The sequence below is a fragment of the Streptomyces minutiscleroticus genome, from assembly GCF_014650875.1.
GTDB lineage: Bacteria > Actinomycetota > Actinomycetes > Streptomycetales > Streptomycetaceae > Streptomyces > Streptomyces minutiscleroticus.
Map to the genome: position 1 here is coordinate 112542 of NZ_BMVU01000013.1, position 13566 is coordinate 126107.

11 protein-coding genes are annotated in these 13566 nt (G+C 77.2%); 4 read left to right on the forward strand and 7 right to left on the reverse strand.

Going from position 1 to position 13566, the window contains the following annotated elements:
* Window positions 1–19 precede the first annotated feature (19 nt).
* From IE271_RS15950 to IE271_RS15965, 4 genes are all read right to left on the reverse strand, one after another.
* On the reverse strand, window positions 20–1585 hold the full coding sequence (locus tag IE271_RS15950; protein ID WP_190190964.1) for a CAP domain-containing protein: 1566 nt from the start codon (window positions 1583–1585) through the stop codon (window positions 20–22).
* 192 nt (window positions 1586–1777) lie between these two features.
* Entirely contained in the window at window positions 1778–2716 is a 939-nt protein-coding gene (locus IE271_RS15955; protein ID WP_373308774.1) for a YihY/virulence factor BrkB family protein, read from the reverse strand.
* Between the two features lie 484 nt (window positions 2717–3200).
* Window positions 3201–3716 carry a hypothetical protein gene (locus IE271_RS15960; protein ID WP_190190965.1) on the reverse strand — a complete coding sequence of 172 codons (516 nt, stop codon included), beginning with the start codon at window positions 3714–3716 and terminating at the stop codon, window positions 3201–3203.
* A 344-nt stretch (window positions 3717–4060) separates the two neighbouring features.
* Window positions 4061–4666 (reverse strand): sigma-70 family RNA polymerase sigma factor, encoded by a 606-nt coding sequence (locus IE271_RS15965; RefSeq protein WP_190191013.1) that lies wholly within the window; start codon window positions 4664–4666, stop codon window positions 4061–4063.
* A gap of 276 nt (window positions 4667–4942) precedes the next feature.
* On the opposite strand from IE271_RS15965, the gene IE271_RS15970 reads away from it, so the two are divergent.
* A complete protein-coding gene (locus IE271_RS15970; protein WP_190190966.1) occupies window positions 4943–6091 on the forward strand; it encodes a MerR family transcriptional regulator in 1149 nt (382 codons plus the stop codon).
* Window positions 6092–6464: 373 nt separating this feature from the next.
* Window positions 6465–7709: an NAD(P)/FAD-dependent oxidoreductase gene (locus IE271_RS15975; RefSeq protein ID WP_190190967.1), complete on the forward strand. Its 1245-nt coding sequence runs from the start codon at window positions 6465–6467 to the stop codon at window positions 7707–7709.
* A gap of 217 nt (window positions 7710–7926) precedes the next feature.
* On the opposite strand, the gene IE271_RS15980 is transcribed toward IE271_RS15975, so the two are convergent.
* The 3 genes from IE271_RS15980 to IE271_RS15990 all read right to left on the reverse strand — a co-directional run bounded on the left by IE271_RS15980 (window position 7927) and on the right by IE271_RS15990 (window position 11696).
* Complete coding sequence (locus tag IE271_RS15980) at window positions 7927–9303, reverse strand: cryptochrome/photolyase family protein (protein WP_190190968.1); 1377 nt, start codon at window positions 9301–9303, stop codon at window positions 7927–7929.
* 131 nt (window positions 9304–9434) lie between these two features.
* Entirely contained in the window at window positions 9435–10979 is a 1545-nt protein-coding gene (locus IE271_RS15985; protein WP_190190969.1) for an SDR family oxidoreductase, read from the reverse strand.
* A 546-nt stretch (window positions 10980–11525) separates the two neighbouring features.
* Window positions 11526–11696 (reverse strand): hydrophobic protein, encoded by a 171-nt coding sequence (locus tag IE271_RS15990; protein WP_190190970.1) that lies wholly within the window; start codon window positions 11694–11696, stop codon window positions 11526–11528.
* A 178-nt stretch (window positions 11697–11874) separates the two neighbouring features.
* Here IE271_RS15990 and IE271_RS15995 point away from each other — a divergent pair, with 178 nt between their 5' ends.
* Together IE271_RS15995 and IE271_RS16000 are read left to right on the forward strand one after the other, a co-directional pair.
* Window positions 11875–12354 (forward strand): ATP-binding protein, encoded by a 480-nt coding sequence (locus tag IE271_RS15995; protein WP_229919367.1) that lies wholly within the window; start codon window positions 11875–11877, stop codon window positions 12352–12354.
* Window positions 12355–12480: 126 nt separating this feature from the next.
* Window positions 12481–13464: an aldo/keto reductase gene (locus IE271_RS16000; protein WP_190190971.1), complete on the forward strand. Its 984-nt coding sequence runs from the start codon at window positions 12481–12483 to the stop codon at window positions 13462–13464.
* The last annotated feature ends 102 nt before the right edge of the window (window positions 13465–13566 follow it).

Sequence of the window (13566 nt, forward strand, 5' to 3'; positions counted from 1 at the left end):
TCCCCCGGTGCCGGGCGTGTCAGGCGCCGAAGAGCTGGGTCCAGTACGTCCCCGCCGGGCCGCCGCCCGCGAAGCCGACACCCATGTGGGTGAAGGCCGGCGCGAGGATGTTCGCCCGGTGGCCGGGGCTGTCCATCCAGCCGCGCACGACCTCGGCGGCGCTGCGCTGGCCGCACGCGATGTTCTCGCCGATGGTGCGGCGGGCGGACCCCGCCGCCGCGGCCCGGTGCCAGGGCTCGCCGCCCTCCGGAGAGGTGTGCGAGTAGAACGCGCGGGCCGCCATGTCCGCGCTGTGCGCCTGCGCCGCGGCGGCGAGCAGCGGGTCGCCGGCGAGGGGCGGCAGGCCGGCCGCGGCGCGCTCGGCGTTGGTGAGCGCGACGACCTCCGCGACCGTGCGCGCCAGCCCGTCCGCGGTCAGCGGCCGGGCCCACAGCGCGGTCCAGTACACGTCCCCCGACCGCCGGTCGACGGCGTGCGCGAGGCCGGCCTCCGTGAACGCGGGGTCCAGCAGCGTACGGCGGGGCCGCTCCTGGGAGAGGCAGTACTCCACGAACTCCGCCGGGGTGCGCGGGCCCGACACCAGGTGCTCGCCGACGGTGAGGTAGGCGTAGCCGCCGGCGGTGACGCGCTGGTGGACGGAGAGGCCGTCCGGGCCCTCCGCGCCCAGCCGGCCGCGGGAGGCCATGGCGGCCGCGTGCGCCCGGGCCGCGGCCGCCAGCCTGGCGTCGGGCGACACCGGCGGCGCACCGGCCGCCGCACGGGCGGAGTTGGCGGGGGACAGGTCGTCGCCCGGGGGCAGGTGAGGGACGGCCGGGGGCGCGGAGGGAGGCGGTGGGGCGGACGGGTGCGGCGAGGACGGGTGCGGCACGGACGCAGTACCGGGAGCCGCCGGCGCCCAGGGGGCGGCGCCCGCGCTCGGCGCGGGGTGGGGGCCGGTGCCTCCGTACGGTGTGGCGCGGGGGTCCGTGCCTCCGCCCGGTGCGGGGTGGGGGCCGGTGCCTCCGTACGGTGTGGCGCGGGGGTCCGTGCCTCCGCCCGGTGCGGGGTGGGGGCCGGTGCCTCCGTGCGGTGCGGTGCGGGGGTTGTGGTCTGCGCCCGGCGCGCTGTCCTCGGCGACGTCGACGCCGAAGTCCCGCGCCACGCCCGCCAGGCCGTCCGCGTACCCCTGCCCCAGGGCGCGCAGCTTCCAGCCGGCGCCCCTGCGGTACAGCTCGGCGAGGAGCAGCACCGTCTCCTGCCGCGGAGGCGGCGGCGCGAACCGGGCCGCCGTCCGGCCGTCCGGTCCCGCCACGGTCAGCACGGGCGCGGGCAGCCGCCCCAGGGGCGTCCCCGGATCGGCCGGGCTGACGACGACGGTGACACGGCTCGCACCGGGACGCAGGGCGCGCGGGTCCACCGCGAGGGACGTGCCGGCCAGCCGGACACCGGGCGCGGACGGCTGGTTGTAGAACACGAAGTCGCCGTCGTCGCGCACTCTGCCGCCGTCGCCCGTGACCAGGGCCGACACGTCGAAGGGGCCGGGCACCCGCAGGGACAGGGCGCCGTCGGGCAGGGGCAGATTGCCTCCGGGGACCAGCTCGCTCATACGGGGCCGCCTGTGGGGTGGGGACGGGGATCGGGCCGGCCGTGTGCCGGCGGACCGCGGTCGCCCGGACAACGTCCCGGCGGTGCGCGCGGGTTCCGCGCACGTCCCGGGCGGCGGCCGGGGCCCGGCCCCGGTGGTCGGCGCGGACGGGAGCGGGAGCCGGGCAGGGGGACGGGGAGGGGACGCGGGCCCCTAGGCCCGCGCGGGCGCCGGACCCCGGCCCTCGGTACGGCGCAGCTCGACCGTGAACTGGGCCCCGGCCAGCAGCGACAGGTTCGACACCCAGAGCCAGACGAGGAAGACGATCACGCCGGCCAGCGAGCCGTACAGCCTGCTGTAGGTGCCGAGGCCGGAGGCGTACAGCGTGAAGCCCGCCGAGGCCGCGAGCCACAGCAGCGCGGCCAGGACGCCGCCGGGCAGGCCGTGCCGCAGCCCGCGCGCGGCCGGCGGCCCGGAGCGGAAGAGGACGAGCACCAGCAGGGCGACGAGGCAGAGGAGCGCGGGCCACCGCACCAGCTCCCACACGGTGGCCCCGGCGTTCCCGAGCCCGGCCCTGCGGCCCGCCGACTCCACCAGCGAACCGCTCACCACGAGCAGCAGCGCGCTGGCGACCAGCAGCGCCAGCAGGGCCGTCGCGGTCAGCAGGATGCGGGGCACCGTGCGCAGCACGGGCCGGCAGTCCTCCACGCCGTGCTGGGCGTGCAGGGCGCGGCGGAAGACGGCCAGGTAGCTGGAGGCGGACCACAGGGCGCTGACGCCGCCCGCGACCGCCACGGTCAGGGCCGCGGAACGCTGGTCCGACAGGTCCCGCAGCACCCCGTGCAGGGCGTCGCCGGACTCGGCCGGCGCCCAGGCCGTGACGTGCTCGATGAGCACGTCGGTGGTGTGCGGGCTGACCAGGCCGATCAGCGACACGGTCATGAGCAGCGCGGGCAGCAGCGCGAGGATCGCGTAGTACGTCAGGGCCGCCGCCCAGTCGGTCACGTCGTCGTTCCACATCGACACGGGGGTGCGGCGCAGGGCGGTGCGCAGCCGGGCCCACGGGACGGGGAACCGGCGCGCGGCACGGCCGGCCGGGCGCGGCACCGGCGGCGCGGGGACCGGCACCGACGCCGGCGCCGGGGGGCCCACGGGCCCGGCCGACGTGACGGCCCCGGGGAGCGGCCGGTCCTGGGCTCCCCGGTCCCGCTGCCGGTGTGCCTGCGCGCGCCGGGCCACGGCGCCCCCCTTTCTCCGGTGCCCACCGGCACGTGCTGGGCCGTGCCGGCGGGCGATGACGGGCTCTTCCCTCCGCATGCCCCGGATCGGCGCGCGAAGCTGCCGCGGACGGCGCTGATCTGTACGGATCAGCGCGCGCGGTGCGCGGAGGGCGCGTGTTCCGGCCGCGCGCGTGCCGGTGGTCCCGGTATCCCGGTGGTCGCACGTCCAGTGGCGTACGGGTCCAGCGGACCATATGTCCCGTGGCGTACGCGCCCAGCGGCCCGCGTGTCGGAGGCCCGCCCCACGCTCGGCGGTCCGCCCACGCGGTGGTCCACGCGCTCGGTGATCCACGCGCTCGGCGGTTCGCGCGTTTCAGCGGCTGGTGCCGGGGCGGTTCCGCTCCCCGCACACCGCCCTACGCCCGCGCCGACGCGTTCCGCGCGCGCCGCCGCAGGGCCGTCCGGAGCACCGCCACGGCCACCGCCGCCGTGGCCGTGGCGGCGGCGGTGGCGAGCGCGGACGCCGGCCCCGGGCGGCGGCGGGACGGGGAAGCCGGCCAGGAGGGCGGCGCCTCGTGCGGCGGGACCGAAGTGATCGGTGCGACCGGCGTGATCGGCGTGTCCGGAGGGCGGGGGACGGGTCCGGCCCCCGCGTCCGGCGGTGGTGGCTGCGGGCCCGGCCGCCGGTGGATCTCGTGGTGGATGGCGTCCCACAGGCGGGCCGGAGGCGGTCGCAGCGCGTCCAGGTCCGACGTCTCCCGGCCGGCCGCGACGGCCCGGCGCAGTTCGGCGAGCAGCCCGCGGCAGCCCGCGCAACGGGACAGGTGGAGCGCGGTACCGGGCGGGCACGGCGCTCTCGGGCCGTCCAGGGCGAGCGAGGCCAGGTCGTCCGGGGACAGGTGGCCGTCCGCGTCCGGGACCGGTTCGGCCATGTGCCACCTCCCAAGGAGTGCCGGCCGGGGGCGCCGGCCGGCGGGCCGTGAACGCCGTGCGGCCCGTGTCCCGCCGCCGCGGGGACGGGCACGGACGCGAGGCGCCGGCGAAGGGCGCACGGACGGCGCGGGGCCGTCCGCCGGACCGGACCGTACGGACGGGACGAGGACCGTCGCCGGGACCGGACCGTACGGACGGGACGAAGGCCGTCCGCCGGGGCCGGATCGTGCGCACAGGGCGGGGCGACCCGCCCTGGCACCGCGCATATCACTTGCGACGCAATCTGCATTATTTCTGCATCGAAATTACCCTCGCTGATCGTTCGGTGACGAGAAGTGACCGTTCAGGCGCTCACTTCGTTCTCCAGGCACCGGCGCAGCTGGTGCAGCCCGCGCCGTGCGTGGCTCTTGACGGTGCCCAGCGGCAGGCCGGTCAGTTCGGCGATCTGCGCCTGCGTGAGGTCCTCGTAGAAGGCGAGGCGGAGCACGCGCTGCTGCGCCGCGGGCAGCTTGGCCAGTTCGCCGCGGACCAGGACGCGGTCCAGGACGGCCTCGGGATGGCCGCCGCTGTCGGCCCGTACGGCCAGGACCGTGCCCGCGGCGGCGACCAGCTCGGTCCGCCGGGTCCGGGCCGACAGGGCGTCGGCGATCTTCCGGCGGGTGATGCCGATGAGCCATCCGGCGAGGGCCCCGCGCTCCGGCCGGTAGCCGTGCCGGCCGCGCCAGGCCGCGAGGAAGACCTGCTGGATGACGTCCTCGGACTCCTTGGCGTCGCCCAGCGCGCGCCAGGCGAGGGTGTGGACCAGGGAGCCCCAGCGGCGGTAGGCGGCGGCCAGGCACTCCTCGTCGCCGGCCGCCAGACCCGCCGCCAGCTCCTCGTCCGCGAGCGTCTCCTCCACGGGCGCCCGCGCCGGTACGGCGGGCGCGGGCGACGGGATGACCGCCGTCATCCCGGTGGCCGTCGCCGTGGTGGCCACCGCCGTGGTGGCCGTCGCCGTGACGGCCGGGCCGGGGCACGGTCCGACCGTGGGACATGCGCTCATACGACCGCTCCTCGCGCCGGTGGGTCGCCGCCCCGGCCGGTGCGGGGCGGCCGGGACGCGCGCCGGGGCGCCGTCCGCAACTGCCGGTCGCCGGACGTCCACGGGGGACGCCGACGGCATCATCCTCAGAAGGCGCGGACCTCTCCGGCAACTCGCATCGTTTCTGCGTCGTATAGTCGGCGCATGGCCGACACACCGGCGCGGAAGCCGCCGCAGGAGTCCGAGCAGGAACCGCCCGTACGGCCGTCCGGTACGGGGGAGAAGCTGCCGGCGCCCCGGCGGCGGCCGCCGTCCGAGCGGTCCCGCCCCTCGCCCCCGCCGTCCGCCGCGTCCGGCACCGGCGTCACCACCGGCGCCCTCGCCCGCCGCCTCGGGGTCTCGCCGACCACGCTGCGCTCCTGGGACCGCCGGTACGGCGTGGGCCCCGCGGTGCGCGACGGCGGGCGCCACCGGCGCTGGGCGCCGCAGGACGTCGCGGTCCTGGAGGAGATGTGCCGTCTGACCTCGGTCGGCGTCCCGCCCGCCGAGGCGGCGCGGGCCGCCAGGGAGCGGGCGCGGACCCCGGCCGCCGACACCCCGCCCGCACCGCGCGCCGGCCGGCCGGCCCCCGCGCCCGCCGGCCACCCGGTCCTCGCCCCCCTCCCGCACCGGGCGGGCGACGAACCCCTGGACGCCCGGCGCGAGATCCGCGGCCTGTCCCGGGCGGCGGTCCGCCTCGACGCCGCCGTCGTGCAGGACCGGCTGCTCTCGCTCGTCGCACGGTACGGCGTGAGCACGGCCTGGGAGGAGGTGATGGTGCCCACGCTGCACGCCGTCGGCCGCCGCTGGGAGACCTCGGGCGACCGGTACGTGGAGGTCGAGCACCTGCTGTCCTGGCACGTCTCGACCGTGCTGCGCCGGGCCACGCCCGCCGTGCCGCCCGGCGCCCCGGCGACCGACGCCGCCCCGCTGGTGCTGGCCTGCGTACCGGGCGAGCAGCACACCCTGCCGCTGGAGGCCCTCAACGCGGCTCTCGCCGAACGCGGCACCGCCACCCGCATGTTCGGCGCCGACGTCCCCGCCGAGGCGCTGACGTCGGCCGTGCGGCGCCTGGGCCCCGCCGCCGTGGTCCTCTGGTCGCAGGCCCGCTCCACGGCGAGCCACCCGCTGGCCCAGTACGTCGCCGCCAGCGAGTGGGGCGTACGGGGGGCCCGCCGCAACCCCGTCGTCGTCCTCGGCGGCCCGGGCTGGGCCGGACAGCGGGCGGGCCAGATGCTCCGCCCCGCGGGACTCGGCGAGGCCCTGCGCGCCCTGACGGCGGTGTGCGGCGGGGAGGACCCGTCCCGCACCTGAGGACCGGCGGCCCGTCGGGGACCGGCCCCCGCGCAAACACGCGGCGGTGCATCCGCGCGGCCGGGGCACGGGGAAGAGGACCGCGCGGCGCTGCGGACGGCGCGGCGGCGCGAACCGCGCGGGACCGGCAGGACGACGGAACCGCGCGGGACCGCGGGACGCGGGAACCTCTCGGAGACGCGGGAACCTCTCGGGCACGAGGGGGACGGGGGAACCGCCCGGTCCCGGGCGGAGGAGCAGGACACGGGCCCGTCCGGGCCGCGCCGCGGGAGGCGCGGCCCGGACGGGCGGGACGGCGGCCGTACGCGCGCGGCGTGCGCCGCCCGCCGCCGCGGGCACCCCGTCGGCGGCCGGAGACGAAAGGTGGTGCCTCATGCCCGCGACCCAGGGTTCGCCGGACGTGCTGGTGGTCGGAGCGGGGCTCGCCGGCCTCGCCTGCGCGCGCGACCTGCTCGACGCGGGGCTCGCCGTGCGGGTGCTCGAAGCGTCGGACGAGGTCGGCGGACGGATGCGCTCCGACGTGCGCGACGGCTTCGTGCTCGACCGCGGCTTCCAGGTGTTCAACACCTCGTACCCGCAGGTGAGGCGGCGGCTGGTGCTGCGCGACCTGAAGCTGCGCCCGTTCACGCCGGGCGTCCTGATCCGCACCGACCGGGGTCTGCTGCGCTTCGCCGATCCGACCCGCACGCCCCGGCGGACCCGGGACCTGCTCACCGGACGGCTCGCCGGAGCGCGCGACCTGGCCGCCCTCGGCGTGCTGTCGGCCCGCGACATGCTCGCCCCCGCCGGGCTGCTCAAGCGGGGCGAGGACCGCACCACGCGCACCGAACTGGCGGCCGCCGGGTTCAGCGACGCCTTCGTGGAGCGCTTCTTCCGCCCGTTCCTGTCCGGGATCTTCCTGGAGGACGAGCTGGAGACCTCGGGCCGGTTCTTCCACCTCGTCTGGCGCAGCATGCTGCGCGGCACCCTGTGCCTGCCCGCGGAGGGCGTCGGGGCCGTGCCGCGGCGGCTCGCGGCCGCGCTGCCCGAGGGCACCGTCCGGCTCGGCGCGCCGGTGGACCGGCTCACCGACGACGGCGTCCTGCTGGCCGGGGGCGGCCAGGCCGCGGCCCGCGCCGTGGTCGTGGCCACCGGACCTGAGCCGGCCGCCGCCCTGCTGCCCGGCCTCGACGTGCCCCCGTACCGTGTCGTGACCACCTACTACCACGCCGTCGAGCGCTCCCCGCTGGCCGAGCCGACGCTGCTCACCGACGACCGGCGCCGCTTCCTCAACACCTGCGTGCTCAGCGAGGTCGTCCCCGGCTACGCGCCCGCCGGGACCGCGCTCGTCTCCACGTCCGTGCTCGGCGAGGACACCGAGGGCCGCGAGCGCGCGGTGCGCGGGGCGCTGGCCGAGGCGTACGGGACCGACACCGGCGGCTGGGAGCCGCTCACCGCGTACACCGTGCCGTGCGCCCTGCCCGCGATGCCGCCGCCGCAGCCCCTGAGCCGCACGGCGCGGGTGGCGCCCGGGCGGTACGTGTGCGGGGACCACCGGGCGACCGGCTCGGTCCAGGGCGCGCTGGCGTCGGGCGCGCGGGCCGCCCGGGAGGTGCTGCGGGACCTCGGCCTGCGGTGAACGCGGGCAGGCTGTCGGACCACTCCCGGCGGGCGGCCCGCGATCGGGGAGGCCCGGGGAAGCGACCTGGGACCGGAGGGGTCCCGGCGGGCGGCCCGCGATCGGGGAGGCCCGGGGAAACGGCCCGGGACCGGAGGGGGTCCGGCGGGCGACCCGCGGCCGGAGCGCGCCGGCGGGGGGCGCCGAGCAGCAGGGGTCCGGTGGGGCCGCCCGCGCTTCAGTCGAGGCCGCGGCCCCGCCGGAACCGCTCCAGCCCCTCCGACAGCTCGACCACCCGCTCCGGATAGGCGCCGTACGCCGCCCGTTCGGCCCCCTCCAGCTTCCACGGCTCGTGCACGGCGGGCCCCCGCAGCCCCGCCAGCTCCGGCACCCAGCGCCGCACGTAGGCCCCGTCCCGGTCGTAGCGCCTGCCCTGGGTGACCGGGTTGAGGACCCGGTTGGGCCGGGAGTCCGTACCGGTGCCGGCCACCCACTGCCAGTTGAGCTGGTTGTTGGAGAGGTCGCCGTCGACCAGCAGGTCCAGGAAGTGCCGGGCGCCCACGCGCCAGTCCACGTACAGCGTCTTGACCAGGAAGCAGGCGGTGAGCAGCCGGCCGCGGTTGTGCATCCAGCCCTCGTGCCGCAGCTGCCGCATCGCCGCGTCGACGACCGGGTAGCCGGTGCGGCCCTCCTTCCAGGCGGCGACGTCCTCGGCGGCCGCCCGCTCCGAGCGCCACCGGTCGTGCTTCGTGCGGTAGTCCGCGCGGGCCGCCTCCGGGCGCGCGGCCAGCACCTGCCGGTGGAAGTCCCGCCACGCCAGCTGCCGTACGAACGCCTCGGCGCCGGGACCCTCCGCCTCGCGCGCCCGCCGCACCAGCTCGACGGGGGAGAGGGTGCCGAAGTGCAGGTGCGGGGAGAGCCGCGAGGTGGCGTCGCCCGCCAGGTCGTCGTGCCGGTCCCCGTACGCGCCGAGCCCCCGGCGCCGCCAGGCCGCGAACCGCTTCCTGCCCTCGCTCTCCCCGCCGGCGGCCAGCCCCTCGGAGACGCCCCGGACGTCCGCGCGCGAGGGCAGCGGGCCGGAGCGGACGGCGTCCGGCACCCGCACCCGGCGCGGGGGGCCGAGCACATGGCGCAGGTGCTGCCGCGACCAGTGCCGGAAGTACGGCGTGAACACCGCGAAGTGGGTACCGCCCGCCGGGGTGACGGCGCCCGGCGCCAGCACGGTGGTCGTCGTGTCGTGGACGTGCAGCCGGCGTCCCTCCGCCTCCAGGGCCGTCCGCAGCCGCTCCTCCCGGCGGTGGGCGTAGGCGCTGACGTCGGCCGCCATGTGCACGTCGTCCGCGTCCGCCTCGGCGACCACCCGGCACGCCTCCTCCACGACGTCGCCGGAGCGCACCACGAGCCGGCCGCCGCGCTCGCGCAGCCCCCGGTCCAGGTCGGCCAGGCAGTCCGCGAGGAAGGCCAGCCGGTTGGGCGCCGCGCGCCCGGCGCCGTCCAGCCGGCCGTCCCGGACGAAGAGGGGCACCACCTCGTCGGACGCCTCCAGGGCGGCGCGCAGCGGCGGGTGGTCGTGCAGGCGCAGGTCGGCGGTGAACAGGACGACGGCGACGCTCATGGCGGCTCCTGGACGGGACGGGCGGGGCGGAGGAGGAGGGCGGGCCCGCGGGCGGGCGGCGGCGCGCGCTCGCGAGGCGCGGCCTTCGGCGCCGCGCTCGCGCAGGGCGGGGCGCGGGCGGCGGGCCCCGGTCAGCGGCGGCCCGCGGCCGCGGGCGGGCCCTTGAGGGCGTTCCTGGCGGCGGCGCGGGCGATGTTGCGGGCCATCCCGCCGAAGACGACGGCGTGGAAGGGCGACACCGACCACCAGTACGCGTGGCCCAGCAGCCCGTGCGGATGGAACAGGGCCCGCTGCCGGTACCGGGTGCGGCCGTCGTCGCCGGTGCCGGCGCGCAGTTCCAGCCAGGCCAGGCCCGGCAGCCGCATCTCGGCGCGCAGCCGCAGCAGCCGGCCCGGTTCGATCTCCTCCACGCGCCAGAAGTCCAGCGAGTCGCCGGCGCGCAGCCGGCCCGCGTCCCGGCGGCCCCGGCGCAGTCCGACCCCGCCCACCAGCCGGTCGAGCACGCCGCGCACGGACCAGGCGAGCGGGAAGGAGTACCAGCCGTTCTCGCCGCCGATGCCCTCGATCACCCGCCACAGGGCCTCGCGCGGCGCGTCGACGCTCCGCTCGCGCTCGTCGGTGTAGAGGCTGCCGCCGGCCCAGTCCGGGTCGGTGGGCAGCGGGTCGCTGGGCGCGCCCGGCACGGACGCCGAGGACCAGCGCGTGGTGACCTCGGCCTCCTTGACGCGCTGCAGCGCCAGCGAGACGGCCGTGTCGAAGGTGAGGCGGCCGCCGGGCGGGTCGGGCACGTACCGGGCGATGTCGTGCTCGCGGCACACCACCTCGTGGCGCAGCGACTCGGCGAGCGGCCGGGCGAGGGCCGGGGGCACCGGCGTGACCAGGCCCACCCAGTGGCTGGACAGGCCGGGGCTGAGCACCGGCACGGGCAGGATCAGCCGCCGGGGCAGTCCGGCGACGACCGCGTACCGGAGCATCATGTCGCGGTAGGTCAGGACGTTCGGGCCGCCCACGTCGAAGGCCCGGTTGATGTCGGCGGGCATCCGGGCGCTGCCGACCAGACAGCGCAGCACGTCCCGGACGGCGACGGGCTGGATGCGGGTGTGCACCCAGCTCGGTGTGACCATCACCGGCAGGCGCTCGGTGAGGTAGCGCAGCATCTCGAACGAGGCCGAGCCGGAGCCGATGATCACCGCGGCCCGCAGCACGGTGGTGGGGACGCCGGAGCCGAGCAGGATGCGGCCGACCTCCGCGCGCGAGCGCAGGTGCGGGGACAGCCGTTCCTCGGGCACGCCGTACGGGGTGAGGGCGCCCAGGTAGACGATGCGGCCCACGCCCGCGGCGCGCGCCTGCTCCCCGAAGGTGCGGGCCGCCTTCCTGTCGGTCTCCTCGAAGCCGTCCCCGCTGGTCAGGGCGTGCACCAGGTAGTACGCGACGTCGATGCCGCGCAGCGCCTCAGCCAGCGACGCGGCGTCGGTGACGTCGCCGCGGACGATCTCCGTGTCGCCCGCCCAGGGGTGGTCGCGCAGCTTGCCGGGGGAGCGGGCCAGACAGCGCACCCGGTGGCCGGCGGCCAGCAGCTCGGGGACCAGCCGGCCGCCGATGTAGCCCGTCGCGCCGGTCACCAGACAGCGCAGGCCGGTCCCGGTGCCGTCGGCCCCGGTGTCCTGACCGTTCATGACTCCTCCGTCGCTCGCCTCGTCGGGCCCCCTGGCTGATCACTTCCACGTTCGCGGGCGTTTCGGATGCACAGGAGCGGCCGGATGCGTGGCCCGGCGCGAACCGTACGGCCGTGCGCCCGCCGTACGGGGAAGCGGCACATGGCGGAACGCATCGGGGGCAGACGGGTCGTACGGGGGCCGGCGTTCCGGTTCTCGGCCCGGCACGGAGGCGGACGCCGGTATTCCTGTCGCCGCTCCGGCGCGGCACGGCGTTCCGCGTTCGGCGGCCGGGAAAACCGGCGTATTCACCGCCGCGGAAAAAGTATTTCATTCAAGCGCGGTATCCGCTGGAAACGGGATTCCGTTGAAACGTGAAACCAGATAGGAACGAGTGGTAAGCCGTCACGCCGTCGGCCCACTCGTGCACGCAAAGCGACGGAGCGGGAAGTGTTGTGGCGCGGCGTGCCGAAGCGCGGCGTAACACGGTGCGACGCACCGCGGACCCGGCGCGATCGTCCGGGTCCGCAGTGCGTCGGCGATGTCCCTCGGCGCCTGGAGACCGCCCTACCAGCGGTACCAGCGGCCGCGGCGGCCCCCCGAAGCGGTGGGGCGCACGACGAAGCCGAGCAGCCAGACGATCAGGACGATCACGGCGATCCACCACAGCGCCTTGAGCGCGAAGCCGGCACCGAAAAGGATGAGTGCCAGCAGCAGAACCAGAAGCAAAGGACCCATGTGTATCAACCTCCCGCCCTCCGAATTCCCCGGTTCGCCGTTCAAACACCTCTCACCCGAAAGAGATCCACACCGCGTCCTCATTCCCGTCGCGGGGTTTGACGCCCGTATCAATGGTCAGCCGTTTCTTTGACGCGTTTCCGGTCGAATCGCCGCTGGGAGCGGGCAGGAGGTAGGAATGCGAACGGCACACGAGGACGCATCCCATGACATGCGGTCCGGCGGTGGCCAGGCGGTGGAAGAGGTGCCGCACAGCGCGGCCGCCGCGCGCAGGAACGTGGAGGACCTGCTGCGGAGCGCCGGCCGCGACGAGCGCGCGGCCCTCGCGCGCGCCGCGGCGGACCGCCCGTCCGCGGCCGGCGGCGACCGAGCCGTGGCGGACGCCCTGCTGGTCACCTCCGAACTGGTCACGAACGCGATCCGGCACGGCGGGGGCGTCACGGACTTCGAGGCCGAGCTGACGGACGACGGCGTGCGCGTCGCGGTCGGCGACCGCAGCGAGGACCTTCCCACCCTGGAGCGGCAGACGGACGACCAGGGCCTGCTGAGGGTCGGCTGCCACGGCTGGTACATCGTCAACCGGCTGGCCCGCTCGGTCTCCATCAGCCGCCTCCCCGGCCGCGGCAAGCGCATCAGCGTGCTGCTGCCGCTGACCTGACCGGGGTCCGTCCCGGCGCCCTCGGCGAGCGCCGGGACCACCGCGCCCCGCGCGGGCGGCGGCCTCCGCCGTCCGAACGGGGTGGGCGCGGATCATGCCCCGGACCAGGGGTGTCACACTGACCCCATGGACGAGCGAGTATTGGGCAGGACGGGCCGGCAGGTCTCGGTCATCGGGCTGGGCACCTGGCAGCTGGGCGCCGACTGGGGCGACGTGGACGACAAGGACGCCCTGGCGGTCCTGGAGGCCGCCGCCGAGGCGGGCGTGACCTTCTTCGACACGGCCGACGTGTACGGCGACGGGCGCAGCGAGCAGACCATCGCGCGCTTCCTGAAGGACCGCCCCGACCTGCGGGTGACGGTGGCGACCAAGATGGGCCGGCGGGTCGAGCAGATCCCGCGGAACTACGTGCTGGACAACTTCCGCGAGTGGAACGACCGCTCGCGCCGCAACCTCGGGACCGACCGGCTCGACCTGGTGCAGCTGCACTGCCCGCCGACGCCCGTCTACTCCTCCGACGAGGTCTTCGACGCGCTGGACACCCTCGTGGCCGAGGAGCGGATCGCCGCGTACGGCGTGAGCGTGGAGACCGCCGAGGAGGCGCTGACCGCGATCGCCCGCCCGAACGTGGCCAGCGTCCAGATCATCCTCAACCCCTTCCGCATGAAGCCCCTGCGCCGGGTGCTGCCCGCGGCCCGGGAGGCCGGCGTCGGCATCATCGCCCGGGTGCCGCTGGCCTCCGGCCTGCTGTCCGGCAAGTACACGAAGGACACGGTCTTCGCGGAGAACGACCACCGGACGTTCAACCGCCACGGCGAGGCCTTCGACCAGGGCGAGACCTTCTCCGGCGTCGACTACGCCACCGGTGTCGAGGCGGCGGCGGAGTTCGCCGCCCTCGCCCCCGAGGGCGTCACCCCGGCCCAGCTGGCGCTCGCCTGGATCGTGCAGCAGCCCGGCGTCACCACCGTGATCCCCGGTGCCCGCAACCCGGAGCAGGCCCGGGCCAACGCGGCCGCCGCCGAGGTCCCGGAGCTGTCCCCGGAGACGCTCGCGGCGATCACCGACCTGTACGACCGGCGCATCAAGGACCAGGTCGAGAACCGCTGGTGACGGCGGGGCCCGCGGCGGGGAACCGCCGCGGGCCCGGCGGTACGGCTCCGCGACGGGCCGGTGCACGGCGCGCCGGGCGCCGGCCCGTCCGGCCGCCCGGGG